Raw genomic sequence first — 20,057 nt, 5'->3', positions numbered from 1 at the left:
CGCCTCGCCGCTCAGCTCGACGCCGCGCCGGGATCCGGCGTCCCCTTGGAGCCGCCCAGGCACGCGGGCGAGCGGAAGCCCGCGCTCCCCTGCCGCTCCCACTCGTCCGGCGTCATCGCGCGGATCGTCAGGGCGTGCAGCCCGGCGCCGAACTCCTCGCGCACGACCTCGTTGACCCGCCGGTGGCGCTCGAGGGGGCTCAGGCCCCGGAACGCCTCGCTCACCACGAGCACCTTGAAGTGCGTCTCCGAGCCCGCCGGCACGCTGTGCATGCGGCTCTCGTTCTCCACCTCGAGGTGGACGGGCTCGAGCGCGCGGGCGAGCTTGCTCTGGATCGACTCCTGCCTCGTCGCTGTCGTCATGGCCGCGCGAAGCTTAGCCCCAGCCGCGCCGCCGGTCACCCGATGAGCGCCGCGCGGAGGAGCGCCCGCCCGCCGGGACCCGGGCCGGAGGGCCCTCCGCGGGCCGCGGGATGGCCACCGTGGACGAAGGGATTGCCCGGCGCCACGCCAACGGATAAACCGCGCGGCATGGCATCTCCGATGGTTGCGCGGCTCGCGCTCGTCCTCGTCGCCGGGCTCGCCGGCGCTTCCGGCTGCAGCGACGATGAGACGTCGACCGCCCCCGGCCCGACCGGAGTGCCCCAGCTCGAGATCGTGAGCCCGAAGGACGGCGCCTGCGTCGCGATCGGGGAGCCCTCGGACGCCGCGTCCGGCGATGTGCCGACGGTTCCGATCAGCGTCACGGTCTCGGAGCTCCTCCTCCGCCCTCCCGGCACCTGCTTGACGTACCGGCAGTGCGGGCACCTCGTGCTCAGCGTCGACGGCGAGAGGAACAACGCCGCGGCCGGCCGCGTGATCGACGTGCGCCTCGGCGCGCTCGATCCCGAGGAACGCTACGGTGAGCTCGAGATCACCATCGCCGCCGTGAGCGACGCGGGCGAGCCGATCCTCGGCGGCGAGAGCAAGCAGGAGCCGCTCACCCGGAGCGTGTCGCTGACCGTCGCGGCGTCGTGTGAAGACGGCAGCGGCGGCGCGGGCGGTGAGGGCGGCTCGCGCGGCGATGGGGGCGGTGGCTCGAGCGGCGATGGGGGCGGCGGTGAGGGCGGCTCGCGCGGCGATGGGGGCGGTGGCTCGAGCGGCGATGGGGGCGGCGGTGAGGGCGGCTCGCGCGGCGATGGGGGCGGTGGTGAGGGCGGCGATGGTGGTGGCGGCGGCTCGGGCGGTGGCGGCGGCTCGGGCGGTGGCTGAACCGAACTCTCGGCGACATCTCGCGAGCGCTGGAGAATCAGAGGCGCTGACTGGGAGAACCGGACGTGCCTCCCGATCCGGGCCATCATCACCGGAGAGCGGAGACGCACGGCCGTTGCCGCCTCTCGTGGGCGCCGTGGCGCTTGGCCTCTTCTCTTCCGGGCGCCTAGCCCGCTCGCTGTTGCCCCGCGCCGCTCCAGCGCGGCCGAGCCGTCATTTCGCCTCTGGATCGGCGCGCGGCAGGCCTCGCTCGTCGAACAGGAGAGCGATGTCGACGTGGAACTGAGCTCTGCGGGAGGAAGGCGGGGCCCGGTGTGAGCTCGGCGGCGGCGTGGAATGGCTGCCGTAGGCCTCACCTTCCGGTGCGCCCGGCGCGAGCGCCTCTCGCTGCAACGGCGCCGCGCCCACCTGCCCCGCCGTGATCTCTGGCTGCGGGTGCCCCGCTCCGCGCTGCGAGGCCGGCACCGGCGTCTCCTGCCAAAGAGGCGCCCCGGCGAGCTGCGCCTCTCGCCGCGAGCTCGGCACCGTCGGCTGCGACAGCGGCGCCGCCGGCCGCGAGCTCGGCGCCAGCGCCTCGCGCCGGGACGACGCCCCGGCCGGCCGCGAGCTCGGCGCCGCCGGCCGCGAGCTCGGCGCCGTCGGCCGCGAGCTCGGCGCCGTCGGCCGCGAGCTCGGCGCCAGCGCCTCGCGCCGGTACGACGCCCCGGCCGCCTGCCACGAGCCAGGCACCGCCGGCTGCGACAGCGGTGCCGGCGTGTCCCGCCGCGGCACCGCGACCCCCGGGTGCGCCTCTCGCCGCAGGTACGCGGCGGCCGGCTGCGACAGCGGCGCCGGCGTGTCCCGCCGCGGATGCGCCGCGGCCGGCAGCGTCGCCCCCCGCGCGTACGTCGCGGCCAGCTGCGAGCCCGCCACCGGCGTATCCCGCCGCGCGTACCCCCCCGCCGGCTGCGAGGCCGGCATCGGCGTGTCCCGACGCGCGTACGCGCCCGCCCTGCCCGCGGGCGGCACCGACGCGTCCCGACGCGCAGCCACCACGCCGGTCGGCGCCGGCGGCGACGAGGGCAGCGCGCGCGACGTCAACGCCATCACGCCCAGGCGCTCCGAGCGCGGCGCCGCCGGATCGAGCGGGCGGTGCGGCGCCTCCCCCTGGCCGCCGGCCGCCCAGCGCTCCGGCCGCTGCGAGGCCACGGCAGCCGCCACGCGCTCGCGGAACGCGAGCTCCTGCGCGCCCGCGCTCCGCGGCCCGGAGCGCGGCAGCGGCGTCGCCTCGGCGTCGCGCCGCGAAGACGCGTCCGTCATCGCCCCGAGGGTCCAGCGCTCCGAGCGCGGCCCCGCGCCGTCGTCCGCGGGCGTCAGCGAGTAGCGCCCCGGCGTGTGCTGCCACGAGCGCTGCTTGCGGCTCTCGCGCGCCGCCGTGCCGAGCATCGCCCCGAGCTCGTCGTCCGTCAGCGTCTCGTCGACGCGCACGAGCGTGCTCACCACCTCGCGCGCGATCTCCTCGAACCCGTCGGGAGCCAGCGCGTAGGTCGACGACGTGACCACGATGGCCACCGGCCGGCGCTCCTCCGCCAGCGCCGCGGCCATCGATACGGGGCACGCCTTGACGACGATCCCCACGTCCATCGCTGCCGCCTGGCAGCGCTCGAGCAGCGCCTGATCGCCGCCGATGAGGAGAGCCGTCGGGATCTGGGCGCGAAGCGTGGCGTCGGAAATTCGCGGCATCGGTCCAAGGATCCTAACCTCCTCGACCCAAACAGAGGTCAGGAAAATCCTGTCATCGGACATTCCCCGTCATGTCTGGACAGCGAGCTCAACCGATGTCGGGAACTGCGCTCCGCCGGATCACTTCACGGATGCGTAGGTGCGGTGGGCAACTCGGTGAGGTGGCAAGCCGCCCAGTGACCGGGACGGCGCTCCTCCAGCGGAGGAACCTCGATGCTGCACCGCTCCATCGCATAAGGACAGCGGGTGTGAAAATGGCACCCGGAGGGCGGATTCAGCGGACTCGGCACTTCGCCGACGAGCGTCAGGCGACGCCGCTTGCGCTCCTGGTCGGGATCCGGGATCGGGATCGCCGACAGCAGCGCCTGCGTGTACGGATGCTGGGGTGAGCGGAATAGTGCATCTGGGCGGGCGCGCTCGACGATCCGGCCGAGGTACATCACCGCGATCTCGCTTGACAGATGGCGGACCACCGCGAGGTCGTGCGCCACGAACACGTACGTGAGGGACAGCTCGCGCTGGAGCGAGGCGAGCAGGTTGACGATCTGCGCCTGGATGCTCACGTCGAGCGCGCTGACCGGCTCGTCCGCGATCACGAGCTTCGGCTTCAGGGCGAGCGCGCGGGCGATGCCGATCCGCTGCCGCTGGCCGCCGGAGAACTCGTGCGGATAGCGCCGCATGTACGAGGGCGAGAGCCCCACGAGCTCCATCAGGCGCGCCACCTCGCGGAGCGACTCGTCGCGCGACGAGGCGAGGCCGTGGGTGAAGAGCGGCTCGGCGATGAGGTCGTGGACCGTCATGCGCGGGTTCAGGCTCGCGTAGGGGTCCTGGAAGATCATCTGCATCTCGCGGCGGGCCTTGCGCAGCGCGCGCGGATCGAGCGTCAGGATCTCCCGGCCGTCGATCTTCACGCTCCCCGACGTGGGCGGGACGAGGCGCAGGATGCCCCGCCCCGTCGTCGACTTGCCGCAGCCGGACTCGCCGACGAGGCCGAGCGTGGCGCCGCGGTCGACGTCGAAGGAGACGCCGTCGACCGCGCGCACCGTGCCGACCTGCCGCTGGAGCAGGCCGCGCCGCACCGGGAAGTGGACCTTGAGATCGCGCACCGAGAGCAGCGGCGGAGGTGTGGCGGGTGTGGTCATGGCGCTCGTCCGGCGACGTCCTCGACGTGGCACCGCACGACGTGCAGCGCCCTCCTGTCCCCCTCGCCCGAGACGACCCGCGAGAGCGGCGCCTCCTCGCGGCAGGCGGCGACCGCGTGCGCGCAGCGCGGGTGGAACGGGCAGCCCGGCGGCAGGCGCGCGAGCGACGGCGGCATCCCGGGGATGGGGACGAGGTCGGCGCCGCGCGGGCCCTCGATCCGCGGGATCGACCGCGACAGGCCGATCGTGTACGGGTGCCGCGGGGCGTGGAAGATGGCGCCGACCGGGCCCTCCTCGACGATGCGCCCGGCGTACATGACCGCGACGCGATCGGCCATCTTCGCGACGACGCCGAGGTCGTGCGTGATGAGCAGGACCGCCGCGCCGAGCGCCTCCTTCCGCTCCCGGATGAGGTCCAGGATCTGCGCCTGGATCGTGACGTCGAGCGCCGTCGTCGGCTCGTCGGCGATGAGCAGATCCGGGTCGCAGAGCAGCGCCATGGCGATCATCACGCGCTGCCGCATCCCGCCCGAGAGCTGGTGCGGGTAGTCGTCGATCCGCGACGCCGCCGCGGGGATGCCCACCGCCTGCAGCATCTCGACGCTGCGCCGGCGGGCCTCGGCGCGCCCCAGGCCGCGGTGCAGCTCCAGCACCTCGATGAGCTGCTCGCTCACCCGGAGGTAAGGGTTCAGCGACGTCATCGGGTCCTGGAAGATCATCGCGATCCGGTCGCCGCGGATGCGCTCCATCCGCGCCTCGCTCGCCTCCACGAGGTCCTCGACGACGCCCCCCTCGGACTCGAGCAGGATCTGGCCGCCGACGATCCGCCCCGGCGGGTCGGGGATGAGCCGGAGCAGCGAGAGGCTCGTCACGCTCTTGCCCGAGCCGGACTCGCCGACGATCCCGAGCACCTCGCCGCGATCGAGGCTGAAGGAGATGCCGTCGACCGCGCGCACCACCCCCTCCTCGGTGAAGAAGTGGGTCTTCAGGTTGTTGACCTCGATCAGCATGGTTCGTCTGGGCGCGCGCGCCGCGGGGGCGGCGCGCCCCTTCAGTCCTTTCGGATGCGTGGATCGAGGGCGTCGCGGAGGCCGTCGCCGAGGAAATTGAAGCAGATCAGCGTGAGCGCGAGCATCAGCGCCGGGAAGATGAGCTGCCAAGGGAAGAGGTCCATCGCGTCGGCGCCCGTGGACGCGAGCAGGCCCCAGCTCGAGAGCGGCTCCTGCGTGCCGAGGCCGAGGAAGCTCAGGAACGCCTCCGTCATCATCACCTCGGGGATGGTGAGCGTCGTGTAGACGATGATCGGGCCGAGCGCGTTCGGCACGAGGTGCCGGAAGATCAGCGCGGCGTGGCCGACGCCGATCGAGCGCGCCGACTCGATGAACGGCTGGCTGCGCAGGGCGATGACCTGGCCGCGGACGATGCGGGCCATCGTGAGCCAGGAGATGCCGCCGAGGGCCGCGAAGACGACGACGATCTGGAAGATGGGGAAATAGCTCGGATCCGAGGGATCTTGCACGAACAGGCCGAGCGCGACCTTCCAGGCGCGGTAGAGGGGCGTCTGGTCGTTCGCGAAGAAGACCATGAGCAGGATGACGAGGATGAGGAACGGGAACGTGTAGAGCACGTCCACGATGCGCATCATGATCGCGTCGACCTTGCCGCCGAAGTAGCCGGCGACGCCGCCCCAGCTCACGCCGATGAAGAAGCTCACGAGCGTCGCGATGATGCCGACGGCGAACGAGATGCGCCCGCCGAAGAAGACGCGGGCCATCAGGTCGCGGCCGAAGTAGTCGGTGCCCATCCAGTGCGCGAGCGACGGCGGCTGCGCGCCGAGCTTGAGGTCGGCCTTGTCGTACCGGTAGCTCGAGAGCTCGGGGACGAGGATGCAGGCGAGGATCATCGCGAGGAGCACGGCGCCGCAGACGACCGCCGCGCGGTTCTTGCGGAGCCGCCGCCACGCGTCGCGCCCGAGGCTCGACCCCTGCTCGAGCGCGTCGAGCCGCAGCGGGCCTGCGGGGCGCGGCGCCGCGCCGCCGGGGACGGCGGGCAGGTCGCCGGGCGCGGCGGGCGAGGCGCCGGCGACGGCGGGCTCTGCGGCGGGCGGCGGGGGGGCGGCGGGCATGGTCAGCGCAGCTCCACCCGCGGGTCGATGAAGGCGTACGCCACGTCGACGAGCGCGTTGAAGAGCATGAGCAGGAAGCCGTAGACGAGCATGACCCCCATCACGAGGTTGTAGTCGCGGTTCGTGGCCGCCTCGACGAAGTAGCGGCCCATGCCGGGGATGTTGAAGATCTTCTCGACGACGAGGGAGCCGACGAGCAGGCCGCTGAAGCCGGGGCCGAGGAAGCTCACGACCGGGAGCAGCCCGCCCCGGAGCGCGTGCTTCAGGACGACCTTGCGCTCGGACAGCCCCTTGGCGCGGGCGGTCCGGATGAAGTCGGAGCGGATCACCTCGAGCATCCCGCCGCGCGTCAGCCGGGCGATGTAGGCGGCCACCGGCAATCCGGCGCAGATGACCGGGAGCACCATGTGCCGCCACGTCTCCCAGCGGGCCACGGGGAACCAGTAGAGCTTGAGCGAGAAGACGAGCATGAGCAGCGGCGCGAGCACGTACCGCGGCACGCTGAGGCCGACCATGGCGACCCCCATGGCCGCCGTGTCCTTCCAGGTGTTCTGGCGGATCGCGCCGACGATGCCGAGCGGGATGCCCATCGCCAGGGCGAAGAGCATCGCCCAGAACCCGAGCTGCATCGACACGGGCAGGCTGAGGGCGATGATCTCGTTGACGGTGCGGTTCGGGTACTTGAACGTCGGGCCGAGGTCGCCTCGGGTGACGAGCGCAAAGAGCCAGTCGCCGTACTGCTTCAGCACCGGATCGTTCAGGTGGTACTTGGCGTCGAGCTGCCGCTGGACCTCGACGGGCACGGCCCGCTCCTGATCGAACGGGCCGCCCGGCACGATGCGCACCAGGATGAACACCAGGGTGGCGACGATGAAGAGCGTGGGGATGATCGAGAGCAGCCGCTTGATGGCGTAGGTGCTCACGGCGCGCCGCCTGCCGGCCGTCGTGCCGCGCCGCTCGCCTCGTCATGCCGCCGCCGTGCGTGGATCCCGAGCGATGTCACGAGGTGCCTCCGTGCTGCCTTCCTTCAGCGCGGCGACGGCCGCGAGGGCGCGCCGCGTCTTTCCGCATATCACGGAATCGCTGGCCGGCGCGGCGTTTCGCGCGTCGCGCTGCCGCGGTCGAGGCGGCCTGCGCGCTGGGGGCGCCGGCGCCCGGCGCTACGGGGAAAACGCCAAGACGAAGGCGTCCGAGGGGCCGCTGACGGAGATCGGCCCGGTGCCGAAGTCGAACGGCCCGGTGAACGTGCCGGCGGAGGCGACCATGCCCAGGGGAGAAACGCAGAAATCGGCGCCGCCCCAGAATGGGACCGTCCAGAGCTCCGCCCCGCTCGCGTCGAGCCTGGAGAGGCTGCTGGAGAGCGTGAGGTTGTTGTAGCCATTGATGAGGATGCCGTCGTCGTTGTCCACGGCGATCTCCCGGCCGAAGGGGATCGACCGGCTGAAGACATGCTCGCCGTCGGCGTCCAGCTTGACGAGCACGGTCCCCGCGGGGAGCACGCCGCCGCCGAAGTCGACGCTGCCGTCGGTCTGGCCGAGAACGAACACCTCGTCCGCCGCGTTGACCGCGACCGCGAAGGCTTCCGCGCCGACGTCGGAGGACGAGCCGCCCGTGGAGCCCGGGCCGAACGCCCGGTGCCAGAGCACATCGCCCGTCGGCGCGAATTTCGCGACCGCGAAGTGTCTGGTGCAAGGGCAGATTCCGGGGGCGCCGGCCTTGGACTCGCTCACCGCCAGGACGTTGCCGGCGCTGTCGAGCGCGAGCTCTCCGTGGAAATTGAGATCGCCCCCCGCAGGCATCGTATGATTCCAGACGACATTGCCTTCGACGTCCAGCTTCGCCACGGAGACGGAGCTCTGGTCACTTCCGCCCCTGATGGTCACGTAGGCATTGCCGAGCGCATCTGCGGCGATGTCCTGCACGACGTTGTTTCCATAAATCCACGGAGCGGCCAGGAACCCGCGACTCCAGAGGTGCCCGCCGTCGGGATCGAGCTCGACCGCGAAACCCTTCAAGTGGGTGCTCCCCTCGAACGGTAGCGGACCCCCGCCGAAATCGACGCTGAGATTGAAGCCGTAGTCGTCGCCGTCGTACGTCCCGGCGAGGAAGATGTCGCCGAGCGTGTCGACGGCCAGGGTGTACGCGGTCTCGTCGAACGTGCTCCCGAAGCGCTTGCTCCAGAGCAACGTGCCCGAGGGATCGAGCTTGAGGAGGAAGATGTCCGCGCGGCCCGCGCTGGTGAGCGGGCCGGCGCCGAAGTCGACGGTCCCTTGGAACGTGCCGGTGACGTAGAAGTTCCCCAGCGGGTCGCTGGCGATGTCATGGGCTTGATCCTCACCATGACCGCCGTATCCGTGGACCCACGCCAACGAGAGGGCGCTTTCCGCGCCGCCGGCGCCGCCGCTGCCGGTAGCGCCGTCCTCGCCGCCGGCACCGCCGCTGCCGGTAGCGCCGCCCTCGCCGCCGGCACCGCCGCTGCCGGTGGCGCCGCCGGCACCGCCAGCACCGCCGCTGCCGGTCGCTCCGCCCTCGCCGCCGGCACCCGCCGAGCCACCGGTTCCCTCGCCGCCCACGGTGATCTTGCACCCGGCAGAGCTCGCGAGAAGCGCGACAGACACCGCAACCGAAGCGCACCGCCCAAGCCCGAAAGCCAACCTCGCGCGATCCTTGCGTTCGTTCATGCCGGCTCCGATGCGCGTGCTGTCGGCGGCGTTCATCCGCGCCCGCTCACGGTTGCTTCTTGAGCTTGCCTTGATCGCGGAGCTTCACGAGCTCGGCATAGCCACCCTCGAGGACCCCGTCGACGAACACCATGGGGAACGTCGGAAAGCCGGCCCAGAGCTTGATGGCGAGCCGCTCCTTCCACTTGGAGAGGTAACTCCCGTATTCCAGGTAGGTATACCTCACGCCCTCTCCATCGAGCAGCTGCCGCGCCTTCTTCACGAAGGGATTCTGGGCCATCCCGACGAGGACCACCCGGTCGCGGCTCACGGCGCCTGCGACCTCGTCCACGATGGAGCGATGAAAGCTCGCGACCTGCGACTTCACCGCGTCGGAAACCTTCTCGGGAGAGAGCGTGGGACGTTCGGACATGAGAGGAGCACCTCCGCGCCGGCAGCCTACCGGCGCGGAGGGTGCGCGGTCAACCTTGCGCCGGAGCTCGCTACCGCGCCTCGCCGTCCAGCGCGAGCTCCCCGGAATCCCACACGATCTCGCCGCCGACCATCGTGAGCTCGCTCGTCGTGCCCACCATCGCCTCCGGCGAGATGGGGCCAAAGATGTCGCGCGAGAGCACCGCGAGATCGGCGAGCCGGCCGGGCGCGAGGGTGCCTTTCCGGTGCTCCTCGAGCTCCGCATGGGCGGAGCCGCTCGTGTACGCCATGACGGCCTCCTCGATGGTCAGCGCCTCCTCGGGGCGCGTCGGGTGGATCGTCGCGAACAGGAGATCCACGAACGGGTTCATCACGGCGCCGATGCCGTCGGTGCCGAGCGCGAGCGGGACCCCCTCGCCGAGCAGCGAGGCGAGCGGCTCGACGTCGCGCAGGATCTCCGGCGAGAAGCGCTCGGCGAAGACGTGGGGCAGCCCGAGGTGCGTCGGGTTCTGCACGACCATGGCGCCGAGCTCCCGCGCGCGCGCGACGTCCGACGGGAGGAGCAGATCGCCGTGCTCGATGCGCGTCCGCCGGCCGCGCCACGCGGACGGACCGCCGCTCGCCTCCATGGCGTCGAAGATCCGGCCGATCGCCTCGTCGCCCACGGCGTGGAAGAGCAGCTGGTTCTCCCGGGGCGAGCCGTGCAGGCCCTCGTCGAGGATCGCGGCGAGCGGCTCCTCGGGGAGGTTGAAGGCGCCGGACCACCCGGGGCGATCGGCGTACGGCTCGCTCACGCACGCGAGCCGCTCGACCGGCGTGCCGTCGGTGAACCACTTGATGCCCGACGCGCGGACCTTCGATCCGGGGCCGCCTCGCCCGGGCTCGCAGCCCTCGTCGAGGGAGAGCGGCGCGCAGATGGAGCGGACGCGGATCGGGAGATCCGCCGCCTCGAGGACGGCGAGGGCGCGGCCGTGCGGGAGGCCGACCGCGATGTCCTGCAGGCTGGTGAAGCCGCGGCGCAGCGCCTCGCGCGCGAAGCTCCGGTACTGCGCGGCGAGCTCCTCGTCGGACCGGAGGGCGTAGAGCTTCCGCCGGATCTGGTGCTCGGCATACTCGTGCGCTTCGCCGGTGAGCACGTCGGAGCCCGGCACGCGCGCGTAGTGGCCGCCGAACGGATCCGGCTCGTCCTCCGCGATGCCGAGGACCTCCATGGCCCGGCTGTTGAGCCAGGTGCCGTGTCCGGTCCACGCGAAGAGCACCACCGGGTGGTCCGGCGACACCGTGTCGAGCGCGAAGCGGTTGGCCTGGGCGTCCTCGAACACGGCCGTCCCGATGAACCCGATGAGCCATGTGCCCGCCGCCGCCTCGCTCGCGCCCGAGGCGACGAGGTCCAGCATCTCGGCGAGCGTCGGCCCCGGCCCGGGGACGAACGACGCCGGCGAGTTCAGGGGATGGCCGGACGGCGCGAGCACGTGGACATGGGCGTCGTTGAGGCCCGGGATCACGGTGCGGCCGCCGAGGTCGACGATCCGGGTCCCCGGCGCGGCGAGGTCGAGGACCTCATCGTTGCTGCCCACGGCGACGATGCGGCGCCCCCGGACGGCCACCGCCTCGGCCCAGAGGTTGTCCGGATCCGAGGTGAAGATCTTGCCGTTGTGGAGGATGGTCCGCGCCGTCGCGGCGGTCGCGGCCGAGGTGGAGAGGAGGAGCGACGCAGCGAGCAGGAGGGGACCAGAGATACCGAGGCGACGGGACATGTTCGCTCTGCTTTCCGCGCGCGACACGAGGTCGATGGGGCGCCTCCGGGCGGCGCGCATCGCCGGGGGCAACGCGAACTGTCGGTCGCGGAGCCGCCCCGGGCGATTCCCCTGAACAGGGGGGTCGGCGCGCGCCTGCGCGTCCCGGGAGGCGTGGACGGGCGGCGCCCTCGCGATAGGATGCGGGGCGGGACGAGGCAGATGCAGGGTGTGGGACGCTCCGAGGACCCGGGCTTCGAGCAGCTGAGGCGGGCGCTCCGGCTCGCGAACGACCTCCGCGACCTGCCGCGCGGCTCGGAGGACCAGAAGCAGCACGCGGTCGCGGGTCTGTGCGCGCTGGTGGGCGCCCGGATCGGGCTCTGGGTCGAGCTGAAGGGCCTCGCCTCGGGGCGCGTGGTGCTCGGGAACGCGTTCGGCGTCGGCTGGGAGAACGCGGGCCAGCGAGACGGCTTCTTGCACTACGTCGGCTCGGCGCAGCGCCGCTCGGAGGACCCGTCGCTGCCGCGGTTCGCGCAGGTCTCGGCCGCCCCGGTCGCGACCGTGATGCGCCGCCAGCTCCTCCAGGACCGCGAGTGGTACGGCTCGGAGCACGTGCAGGAGTTCCGCCGCGCCGGCAACGTGGACGATTTCATCTACACGGCGTTCCGGACCGGCCCCGATACGGCCCTCACCATCGCCCTGCATCGCTCGTGGGGAGATCGCCCGTACACGGAGCGGGACCGCCAGCTCGTCAACGTGTTTCATGAAGAGTGCGGCTTCCTGCACCGCCCGCCCGAGGTCCCGGCCGCGCTCCTCGCCGGCCTCGCCCCTCGCCTCCGCGAGACGTTGCGGGGCCTCGCGCGGGGGCTGAGCGAGAAGGAGATCGCGGCCGAGCTCCGGATCAGCCCGCACACCGTGCACGACTACGTGAAGGCGCTCCACCGTCATTTCGGCGTCCAGAGCCGCGGCGAGCTCCTCGCCCGCTGCCTCCACCCGGGGTGAGCGCCGCGGCGAAGCGCGCGGCGCTTGCCCCGGCGGACTCGAAGGCGGCGTGCGCCGTCTCCAGAGCCCGCAGAACGCCTTACGGGTGGAATGTCGCGACGAAGACGTCGAAGCCCCCTGCGTGGGCGATCGGGCCTGCGCCGAGGTCCACCGCCGCGAAGGCGGCGCCCGTGGCGGCGATGGTGCCGAGCGGAGAGACGGCGAGGCCGTACACCGGAGCATCGAAGTGGCGAGCCCACTGCGGCTCACCGGAGGGATCCAGCTTGGCGATGCCGCGCCCGGCGACGAGGATGTTGCCGTCGCCGTCGACCGCGATCCTGTCCTCGAAGGGGATCGAGCGGCTGAAGACGTGCTCGCCGTCCGCGTTCAGCTTGACGAGGACGGGGCCAGCGGGGGGCGCGCCGCCGCCGAAATCGGTGATTCCATAGGTATGGCCCGCGACGAGCACCTCGTCGGCGGCGTTGACGGCCACCGCGAGCGCGATCGCCCCGGGATCTTCGGGATCGAAGACCTCGGGACCGATGAGCCGGCTCCAGAGGACCTCCCCCGCCGGATCGAGCTTGGAGACGGCGAACCGCCTTGCATCGAAGCCGGTGGCCTGGCTGCTGGCGATGGCCTCGCGCGTGGCCAGCACGTTGCCGGCGCTGTCGAGCGCGAGGCTCGAGCGGTTGCCAAGATCTCCGCCGCCAGGGATCTCGCGATTCCAGAGCAGTTGGCCCGCGGGATCGAGCTTCACCACCGACATGAGGCTGCGCTGATAGGCGAAGACCGCCAGGTGGATGTTGCCAAGCGGATCGAGGGCGAGCTGATGGGTGCCCACGTCGGCAAAATAGGCCCAGTCCGGGGGGGCGATGGAACCCAGGCTCCAGAGGTGCTCGCCGTTGGGATCGAGCTTGACCGCGAAGACGAGCCCGTAGGTGTCCGAGTTGTCGAGCGGCCCTCCGCCGAAGTCCACGGTGGCAGCGCCGAGCCCGCCGGTATAGCTGCCGGAGAGGACGATGTTGCCGCTCCCGTCGACGGCCACGGCGTGCCCTTTCTCGCTCAGTCCGCTCCCGAATCGTTTGCTCCAGAGCAACGCCCCCGAGGGGTCGAGCTTGAGGAGGAAGATGTCCTCTTGTCCGGCGCTCGTGAGGGGGCCGTCGCCGAAGTCGACCGTCCCCGAGAAGAAGCCGGTGATGTAGAGGTTGCCCGCGGCGTCGCTCGCGATGCCTCTGCCCTCGTCGGCGCCGGGGCCGCCAGCGCTGCGCGCCCATGCGAGATCGCCGGCGCCGCCGCTGCCGCCTTCACCTGTCGAGCCGCCTGCGCCCCCGGTGCCGCCCTCTCCCGTCGAGCCGCCGGCGCCGCCGTCGCCGCCTTCACCTGTCGAGCCGCCTGCGCCCCCGGTGCCGCCCTCTCCCGTCGAGCCGCCTGCGCCGCCGCTGCCGCCCTCTCCCGTCGAGCCGCCGGCGCCGCCGCTGCCGCCCTCTCCCGTCGAGCCGCCGGCGCCGCCGCTGCCGCCTTCACCTGTCGAGCCGCCTGCGCCCCCGGTGCCGCCCTCTCCCGTCGAGCCATCGTTGACGGTCAGCTCGCATGCCGCGGAGGCGGCCAGGCACGCGACGTACACAGCGACGGAGGCGCACCTGCGAACCCATGAAGTCGAACCCAGAACGTCGGAGCTGCTCATCATGCCGGCTCCGATGCCTCGCGCCGGTCCCGCATTCATCCGGCCCCGCTACGATCTCCGCGCGTCAGGCCGCCCGGCGCTCTACGGCACGAGCAGCACCTTTCCCGTCGTCGCCCGGCCGGCGAGCGCGCGGTGCGCCTCCGCCGCCTCGGCGAGCGGGTACGTCGCGCCGACCGAGATCGTGAGCTCGCCCCGCGCGATCGCGCCGAGCACGTCCTCGGCGCGCTGGAGCAGCTCCTCGCGCGTCGCCGTGTAGTGCCCGAGGCTCGGCCGCGTCAGGAAGAGCGACCCCTTCTGGCTCAGGATCTGCGGGTCGAACGCGGGCACCGGCCCGCTCGACTGGCCGAAGAGCACCAGCATGCCGCGCGGGCGGAGCGCGCCCAGGCTCTTCTCGAACGTGTCGCGCCCGACCCCGTCGTAGACCACGTCGACCCCGGCGCCGCCCGTGAGCCGGCGCGCCTCGGCCTCGACGTCCGCCCGCGTGTACAGGATCACCTCGTCCGCGCCGGCCTCGCGCGCGAGCCGCGCCTTTTCCTCCGTCGAGACGGTGCCGATCACGCGCGCGCCGAGCCGCTTCGCCATCTGGCAGAGGAGCAGCCCCATCCCGCCCGCCGCCGCGTGGACCAGGCACGTGTGGCCCGGCCCGAGCGCGAACGTGGAGCGCACGAGGTAGTGCGCGGTCATGCCCTGGAGCATCGCCGCCGCCGCGCGCTTCGCGCCGACGCCCGCGGGCACCGGGACCAGCTTCGCGACCGGGATGCGGACGTGCGTGGCGTACGAGCCGGGCCCGCCCGCCCACGCGACCTCGTCCCCTTCCCTCACCCCGGTGACCGACGGCCCCACCGCCTCGACGCGCCCCGCGCCCTCGAGCCCGAGCGGGATCGGCGGCTCGACCTTGTACTGGCCGCTCCGCTGGTAAATGTCGATGAAGTTCACCCCGGCGGCCTCGACGCGGACCACGGCTTCACCCGGGCCCGGCGTCGGCGTCGGGTGCTCCTCCAGCGTCATCACCTCGGGGCCGCCAGCGGCTTTCGGTCGGATCGCGAGCATGCCGCCCATGTTGCCGAGCCGGAGCGGCCCGTCAAGCGACCGGCGCAGGCCTCGACGCACCGCTGCCCGCCGAGCGCCGCCGCGCCGCCGCGCCGCAGGCATCGATCCCATTGCTGCCCAACGCGCGCCGTGGATGATGCGCCCTCATGTCCGCTTCCACTCCTTCCGAGCCGCTCACCCAGCACAACGCCCCTGGCGCCTCACCCGCCCCGTCCGCTGCCGCGGCCTCCGCCTCGGCGCCCGCGTCGCCGGCGCCGTCGGCCGGCGCGGGGCCGGCAGGCACGACGGCCGCGCCGTTCCCCGAGGGCTTCCTGTGGGGCGCGGCCACCGCGGCCTACCAGATCGAAGGCGCCGCCACCGAGGACGGCCGCGGCCCCTCCGTGTGGGACGTCTTCTCGAACACCCCCGGGAAGGTCTTCGAAGGGCACACCGGGAACGTCGCGTGCGACCACTACCACCGCTACAAGGAGGACTTCGGGCTGCTCGCCGAGCTCGGGGCCAAGAGCTATCGCTTCAGCGTCTCGTGGACACGCGTCCTCCCGGAGGGCACGGGCAAGGTCAACGCGAAGGGGCTCGACTTCTACGACCGGCTCGTCGACGAGCTCCTCCGCCTCGGCATCGTGCCCTTGTGCACGCTGTTCCACTGGGACTTCCCCCAGGCGCTCCAGGACCGCGGCGGGTTCCTCCAGCGGGACGTCGCCGACTGGTTCGCCGACTACACGACCATCGTCGCAGAGCGGCTCGGCGATCGCGTGCCGTGGTGGGTGACGCAGAACGAGCCGCAGGCGTTCATCGGCAACGCGCTCCTCGAGGGGCACTTCGCCCCCGGGCTCAAGCTCCCGTACCGGGACTACCTGACCGCCGCGCACAACCAGATGCGCGCGCACGGCAAGCAGGTGGACGCCCTGCGCGCCGCGGCCAAGGCGGCGAAGGTCGGCTACGTGCTCGCGACCCAGGTCCAGCGCCCCGCGACGGAGGACCCGGGCGACGTCGAGGCGGCGCGCGAGGCGATCTTCTCGGTCTACGAGCGGCACCCGTGGAACAACGCCTGGTGGATCGCGCCGGTGCTCGAGGGGCGGTATCCGGAGAGCGGCCTCAAGCTCTTCGGCAACGACGTGCCCGACTTCCCCGCCAGCGACTTCGACCAGATCAAGCGGCCGCTCGACTACCTCGGGCTCAACATGTACTCGGCGGGCACGTGGCGTCGGGGCAAGGACGGCAAGCCCGAGCGCGTCGCGTCCCCGCCGGGCTACCCGCGCGCGACGCTCGACTGGCTGCAGGTGGTCCCCAGCACCCTGTACTGGGGCACGAGGTTCTTCTGGGAGCGCTACAAGCTGCCCATCGGCATCACCGAGCACGGCACCGCCACGCGGGACCAGGTCTTCCTCGACGGGAAGGTGCACGACCCGCAGCGCATCGACCTGATGCACCGGTACCTGCTCGGCCTGGCGCGGGCGGTGAAGGAGGGCGTCGACGTCTTCGGATACTGGGCCTGGTCGCTCCTCGACAACTTCGAGTGGGCCGAGGGCTACAGGGAGCGGTTCGGGCTCGTCTACGTCGATTACCAGACCCAGCGCCGGATCCCGAAGGACTCGTTCTCCTGGTACAAGGACGTCATCGCGACCAACGGGCGCTCGCTCCTCGGGCCGACCGCGGTGGCCTGGGACAACGTGACCGGTTGATCCCGGAGGCCCGCGGCCCGATTCCCCGTCGGGCCGCGCGGCCGGCGCGCTCCTCGTCCTGCGCCGCCGCTCGCCGCCCGAGCGCGACCCTCGCGCGCGACGGCGTCGAACTCTGGCTTTCCCGAGGTCCTCTCCCTGCGCCGACTTCAACGATGGTACCGTCGCGGCGTGGAGGGGCAGGAATGAACAGACGCGGGTCTACGCCAAGGCATCTCGCGCTGGTGTGCGCGCTGGCCACGTTCGGATGCGGCGCGAGGAGCAGCCTGGACGACAGGGCACCGACCCCGGCGAAGGGCCCGGAGGCAGGGGAAGGCGGCGGCAGCGGCGGCAGCGGCGGCAGCGGCGCCGGCGGCAGCGGCGTCGGCGCCGGCGGTAGCGCTCCTGTGTGCGAGGCGGGTTGCCTCGAGGTCGCGTTCGCGCGTCCATTCGACTACGCGGAGGTGGTCGGCCTCGCGGTCGACGCCCGCGGCAACATCCTCATCACCGGGGCGTTCGAAGGCACCGTCGATTTCGGAGGCGGTCCGCTCGTGAGCGCGGGCTACAAGGACGCGTTCGTCCTCAAGCTCGATCCGCACGGCCGCCATCTCTGGAGCCGGCGGTTCGGCGACCTCTCCACCGTGCCCGAGCTTCAGGCAGGGCTTGCCATCGCGACGGACGCGGCGGGGAACATCCTCGTCGGGGGTCACTTCGGCGAAACGACGGATTTCGGCGGTGGCCCGTTGGCGGCGCAGGGCAAGAGCGGCTTCATCGTCCTGCTCGACGCCTCGGGACAGCACGTCTGGAGCACGCACGTCGGGGCGGGGTCCGCGGCGGTCCGCGGCGTCGGCTTCCATCCGGCGGGAGGGATCGTCGTCACCGGCGATTACGTGGGCACCATGGATCTCGGCGGGGAGGCCTTCATGAGCCGCAGGGACGAGCAGAGCGTCTTCGTCGCCAGGCTCGATGCTGCGGGCGGCCACGTCTGGAGCAAGAGCTTCGGCCGGTCGGGCGCCGTGCAATCTTCCACGCTCGCCCTGGACGCGGCGGGGAACATCGCGCTCGGAGGTAGCTTCCATGACGTCGTCGACTTCGGCGGCGGCCCGCTCAGGGCTGCTGGCAGCCCGGAGCTCGGCGTGGCGTCCGACGTCTTCGTCGCCTCGCTCGGTCCGGACGGCGAGCATCGATGGAGCCATCGGCTCGGCAGCGCCGCCGGCGAGTCCCCCGGCGGCACGGTCGTGGATGGGGCAAGCAACGTGGTCTCGCTCGGATCCATCGGCGAGACGTTCCAGTTCGGCGGCGACACCCTGACGAGCGATGGGGACGCCGCGTTCGTCGCCAAGCTCTCCGCCGGCGGCGCCCCGACGTTCGCCAGGAGCCTCCCGAGAGCGTATGCGCTCGCCGCCGACGCCGCCGGCAACACGTGGCTGGCCGGCGACTTCATCCACGACACGAACCTCGGCTGCGGTCCGCTGACCGCGAGGCTCCAGGGGCTCTTCGTCGTCGGGCTCGATCCGCGCGGCGAGGGCTTCTGCAGCGTCTCCTTCGAGCCGTCGGAGTCCGGAGGCCTGTCCCGGATCGCCGTCGACCCCACCGGAGCCCTGGTCGCCGTCGGGAGCCTCAAGGGCACGATCGATTTCGGTGCCGGACCGATCTCGAGCCCGGAAGCGAAGGAGTCGATGCTCGTCGTGAAGCTGATCCCGTGACGGCGCTGGCCGCGGTTCCTTCTCTCATGACATCGGAAACGCGCTCGGGCGGCGCGGCGTTCACCCTATCTTCCCTCGGCGCACTGGCGGTTCAGCTCCTCTTCTCTCCGCTGCTCCTGGGCGGCTGCGCCGAGGACACCGCGATCCCGGGCTCCGCGCTCCCCCTCGGGATCGCGGGGCGCAGCGGCGCCGGGGCGCCGGGCGCCGCGTATGCGAACCCGGTCGTCCCGGGGGACTTCCCCGATCCGTCGGTCATCCGCGTGGGGCGCGCGTACTGGGCGACGGCGACGAGCTCCGAGTGGGGCCCGCCGTTTCCGCTCCTCCGCTCGACGGATCTCGTGAACTGGGAGCGGGTCGGCGCCGTGCTCCCCGAGCTCCCGTCCTGGGCCGCCGGGAGCCTCTGGGCGCCCGAGATCAGCGAGGACGGCGGCCGATACCACGTCTTCTACACGGCCCGGAAGCGCGGCGGCCCGCTGTGCGTCGCCTCGGCCACCGCCGCCGCGCCCGGCGGGCCGTACACCGATCGCGGGCCGCTCACGTGCATGGACGCCGGCTCGATCGACGGATTCCCCATCCGCGACGAGCGCGGGGTGCGCCACCTCGTCTGGAAGGAGGACGGGAACAGCGTCGGCCAGCCGACGCCCCTCTGGGCCCAGGAGCTCTCGGAGGACGGCGCCGCGCTGCTCGGCACGCCGTTCGCGCTCTTCCAGAACGACGCACCGTGGGAGGCCGACCTCGTCGAGGGGCCTTACCTCCTGCGGCACGAGGGCCGCTTCTACGCCTTCTACTCGGGCGCCGGCTGCTGCGGCCGGGCGTGCAGCTACGCGCTCGGCGTGGCGCGCGCGGCGCGCCTGCGCGGACCCTGGGAGAAGCACCCGGCGAACCCGATCCTCACCGGCAACGACGCCTGGAAGTGCCCTGGCCACGGCAGCGTGGTGGACGACGGCGGCGGGCGGTTCTTCCTCCTCTACCACGCGTACAGCGCCGAGGACTCGGTGTACGTCGGCCGGCAAGGCCTGCTCGACGAGGTGATCTTCGGGGCTGACGGCTGGCCGGCGATCCGCGGCGGCGCAGGGCCGAGCGCGGTCGCCGAGGCGCCCATCGCGCCCCAGGCGCCGTGGCCCGCGGCGATCGTGGACCCGCTCGACGGCGGCGCGCTGGATCCGCACTGGCAGTGGCCCGCGGCGGCGCGCCCGGACGCCGCCCTCGATCCCGGCGCGGGCGGCTGGCTCGCCCTGCGAGCGGCGCCGGCGGCCGCGGGCAGCCGCCTCGGCGCGGTCGTCGGGCGCCCGACGCTGCGGGGCGATTACGAGGTGACCGCGGAGGTGTCGGCCCCGCCGGACGTCGAGGCGGGGCTCGCGGCCTACGGCGACGGCGACAACGCGGTCGGCATCGCCGTGGGCGGCGGCCGCGCCGCCGTCTTCCGCATCGCGAACGGCGAGCGCCGGGGGGTGGCCGAGACGAGCGCGCCCTCGCGCGCCGAGCTCCGGATGACGGTCGTGCGCGGGCACCGTTTCCGCTTCGCGATCCGCGCCGGCGGCGCCGCCGCCTGGGCCCCGGTCGGGGACGTCGTGGACGCCGACCACCTGCCGCCCTGGGATCGCGGCGTGCGCGCGGTCCTGTTCGCGCGCGGCCCGAGCGGCGCCTCCGCGCGGTTCGCGTCGTTCCGCATGGCGCAGCCGTCGCCCCGGCGCTGAGGCCCGTCGAGCGCCCGCGGGCCGCGACAGGCGATCTCGTCGCTCCGGAATCCGGATTACATCCCGAGGAGCGACTGTGTCCATCGGACGCGACGACACGGCCGCTTTGGCCGGCTCGCGGCGCGGGCCACGTCGCGAGGGGGGACGGGCTCGTGCTTGGAAAGAGCAAAGACTCTGCGGGCTCGATGCGAATGAGATAATCTGTGCGTCTTTG

General features: G+C 72.7%; 16 protein-coding genes. 5 read left to right on the top strand and 11 right to left on the bottom strand.

All coding sequences use genetic code 11. The features are described from left to right. Positions 1-11: 11 nt before the first annotated feature. A complete protein-coding gene (locus WME83_RS21075) occupies positions 12-362 on the bottom strand; it encodes a BolA family protein (RefSeq protein ID WP_044988516.1) in 351 nt (116 codons plus the stop codon). Between the two features lie 168 nt (positions 363-530). Between WME83_RS21075 and WME83_RS21070 the strand changes: the two genes are divergently transcribed. Then, positions 531-1,250, top strand: coding sequence for a hypothetical protein (locus WME83_RS21070; protein WP_437321082.1), 720 nt, complete (start codon positions 531-533; stop codon positions 1,248-1,250). 213 nt (positions 1,251-1,463) lie between these two features. Here WME83_RS21070 and WME83_RS21065 read toward each other — a convergent pair whose 3' ends face one another. The 8 genes from WME83_RS21065 to WME83_RS21030 form a co-directional block, all read right to left on the bottom strand. Further along, on the bottom strand, positions 1,464-2,972 hold the full coding sequence (locus WME83_RS21065) for a hypothetical protein (RefSeq protein ID WP_437321081.1): 1,509 nt from the start codon (positions 2,970-2,972) through the stop codon (positions 1,464-1,466). A gap of 125 nt (positions 2,973-3,097) precedes the next feature. Next, positions 3,098-4,114 (bottom strand): ABC transporter ATP-binding protein, encoded by a 1,017-nt coding sequence (locus WME83_RS21060; protein WP_437321080.1) that lies wholly within the window; start codon positions 4,112-4,114, stop codon positions 3,098-3,100. Beyond that, on the bottom strand, positions 4,111-5,124 hold the full coding sequence (locus tag WME83_RS21055; protein WP_437321079.1) for an ABC transporter ATP-binding protein: 1,014 nt from the start codon (positions 5,122-5,124) through the stop codon (positions 4,111-4,113). Before WME83_RS21055 ends, WME83_RS21060 begins: the two co-directional genes overlap by 4 nt. 41 nt (positions 5,125-5,165) lie before the next feature. Next, on the bottom strand, positions 5,166-6,239 hold the full coding sequence (locus tag WME83_RS21050; RefSeq protein ID WP_437321078.1) for an ABC transporter permease: 1,074 nt from the start codon (positions 6,237-6,239) through the stop codon (positions 5,166-5,168). Between the two features lie 2 nt (positions 6,240-6,241). Next, entirely contained in the window at positions 6,242-7,162 is a 921-nt protein-coding gene (locus WME83_RS21045; protein WP_020736135.1) for an ABC transporter permease, read from the bottom strand. Between the two features lie 237 nt (positions 7,163-7,399). Beyond that, the gene (locus WME83_RS21040) at positions 7,400-8,857 is read right to left on the bottom strand and encodes a hypothetical protein (RefSeq protein ID WP_437321077.1); all 1,458 of its coding nucleotides are present in this window, start codon (positions 8,855-8,857) and stop codon (positions 7,400-7,402) included. 109 nt (positions 8,858-8,966) lie between these two features. Continuing rightward, positions 8,967-9,332, bottom strand: a complete 366-nt coding sequence (locus tag WME83_RS21035; RefSeq protein ID WP_437321076.1) for a glutaredoxin — start codon at positions 9,330-9,332, stop codon at positions 8,967-8,969. Positions 9,333-9,402: 70 nt separating this feature from the next. Then, complete coding sequence (locus WME83_RS21030) at positions 9,403-11,088, bottom strand: amidohydrolase (RefSeq protein WP_437321075.1); 1,686 nt, start codon at positions 11,086-11,088, stop codon at positions 9,403-9,405. A 210-nt stretch (positions 11,089-11,298) separates the two neighbouring features. Between WME83_RS21030 and WME83_RS21025 the strand changes: the two genes are divergently transcribed. After that, positions 11,299-12,069, top strand: a complete 771-nt coding sequence (locus WME83_RS21025) for a response regulator transcription factor (protein WP_437321074.1) — start codon at positions 11,299-11,301, stop codon at positions 12,067-12,069. A 79-nt stretch (positions 12,070-12,148) separates the two neighbouring features. Here WME83_RS21025 and WME83_RS21020 read toward each other — a convergent pair whose 3' ends face one another. Both WME83_RS21020 and WME83_RS21015 read right to left on the bottom strand, forming a co-directional pair. Beyond that, the gene (locus WME83_RS21020) at positions 12,149-13,672 is read right to left on the bottom strand and encodes an SBBP repeat-containing protein (RefSeq protein ID WP_437321073.1); all 1,524 of its coding nucleotides are present in this window, start codon (positions 13,670-13,672) and stop codon (positions 12,149-12,151) included. 141 nt (positions 13,673-13,813) lie between these two features. Next, positions 13,814-14,782 (bottom strand): quinone oxidoreductase family protein, encoded by a 969-nt coding sequence (locus WME83_RS21015; RefSeq protein WP_437321072.1) that lies wholly within the window; start codon positions 14,780-14,782, stop codon positions 13,814-13,816. 146 nt (positions 14,783-14,928) lie between these two features. Here WME83_RS21015 and WME83_RS21010 point away from each other — a divergent pair, with 146 nt between their 5' ends. The 3 genes from WME83_RS21010 (at position 14,929) to WME83_RS21000 (ending at position 19,843) form a co-directional block, all read left to right on the top strand. Further along, entirely contained in the window at positions 14,929-16,464 is a 1,536-nt protein-coding gene (locus WME83_RS21010) for a GH1 family beta-glucosidase (protein ID WP_437321071.1), read from the top strand. 221 nt (positions 16,465-16,685) lie between these two features. Then, entirely contained in the window at positions 16,686-18,146 is a 1,461-nt protein-coding gene (locus tag WME83_RS21005) for a hypothetical protein (protein ID WP_437321070.1), read from the top strand. Between the two features lie 26 nt (positions 18,147-18,172). Beyond that, positions 18,173-19,843: a family 43 glycosylhydrolase gene (locus WME83_RS21000; protein WP_437321069.1), complete on the top strand. Its 1,671-nt coding sequence runs from the start codon at positions 18,173-18,175 to the stop codon at positions 19,841-19,843. Positions 19,844-20,057 lie beyond the last annotated feature (214 nt).

The sequence above is a fragment of the Sorangium sp. So ce385 genome (assembly GCF_051474135.1).
In the GTDB taxonomy this organism is placed as follows: Bacteria; Myxococcota_A; Polyangia; order Polyangiales; family Polyangiaceae; genus Sorangium; species Sorangium cellulosum_D.
Note: the sequence above shows the minus strand (reverse complement) of the source record. Positions and strands in the feature narration are given on the sequence as shown.

Bases quoted from the DNA above. Each gene is read 5' to 3' on its own strand.
- WME83_RS21035 (WP_437321076.1), bottom strand. From the start codon at position 9,332: ATGTCCGAACGTCCCACGCTCTCTCCCGAGAAGGTTTCCGACGCGGTG.
- WME83_RS21065 (WP_437321081.1), bottom strand. From the start codon at position 2,972: ATGCCGCGAATTTCCGACGCCACGCTTCGCGCCCAGATCCCGACGGCT.
- WME83_RS21050 (WP_437321078.1), bottom strand. From the start codon at position 6,239: ATGCCCGCCGCCCCCCCGCCGCCCGCCGCAGAGCCCGCCGTCGCCGGC.
- WME83_RS21000 (WP_437321069.1), top strand. From the start codon at position 18,173: ATGACATCGGAAACGCGCTCGGGCGGCGCGGCGTTCACCCTATCTTCC.
- WME83_RS21060 (WP_437321080.1), bottom strand. From the start codon at position 4,114: ATGACCACACCCGCCACACCTCCGCCGCTGCTCTCGGTGCGCGATCTC.
- WME83_RS21070 (WP_437321082.1), top strand. From the start codon at position 531: ATGGCATCTCCGATGGTTGCGCGGCTCGCGCTCGTCCTCGTCGCCGGG.
- WME83_RS21030 (WP_437321075.1), bottom strand. From the start codon at position 11,088: ATGTCCCGTCGCCTCGGTATCTCTGGTCCCCTCCTGCTCGCTGCGTCG.
- WME83_RS21055 (WP_437321079.1), bottom strand. From the start codon at position 5,124: ATGCTGATCGAGGTCAACAACCTGAAGACCCACTTCTTCACCGAGGAG.
- WME83_RS21010 (WP_437321071.1), top strand. From the start codon at position 14,929: ATGTCCGCTTCCACTCCTTCCGAGCCGCTCACCCAGCACAACGCCCCT.
- WME83_RS21075 (WP_044988516.1), bottom strand. From the start codon at position 362: ATGACGACAGCGACGAGGCAGGAGTCGATCCAGAGCAAGCTCGCCCGC.
- WME83_RS21015 (WP_437321072.1), bottom strand. From the start codon at position 14,782: ATGCTCGCGATCCGACCGAAAGCCGCTGGCGGCCCCGAGGTGATGACG.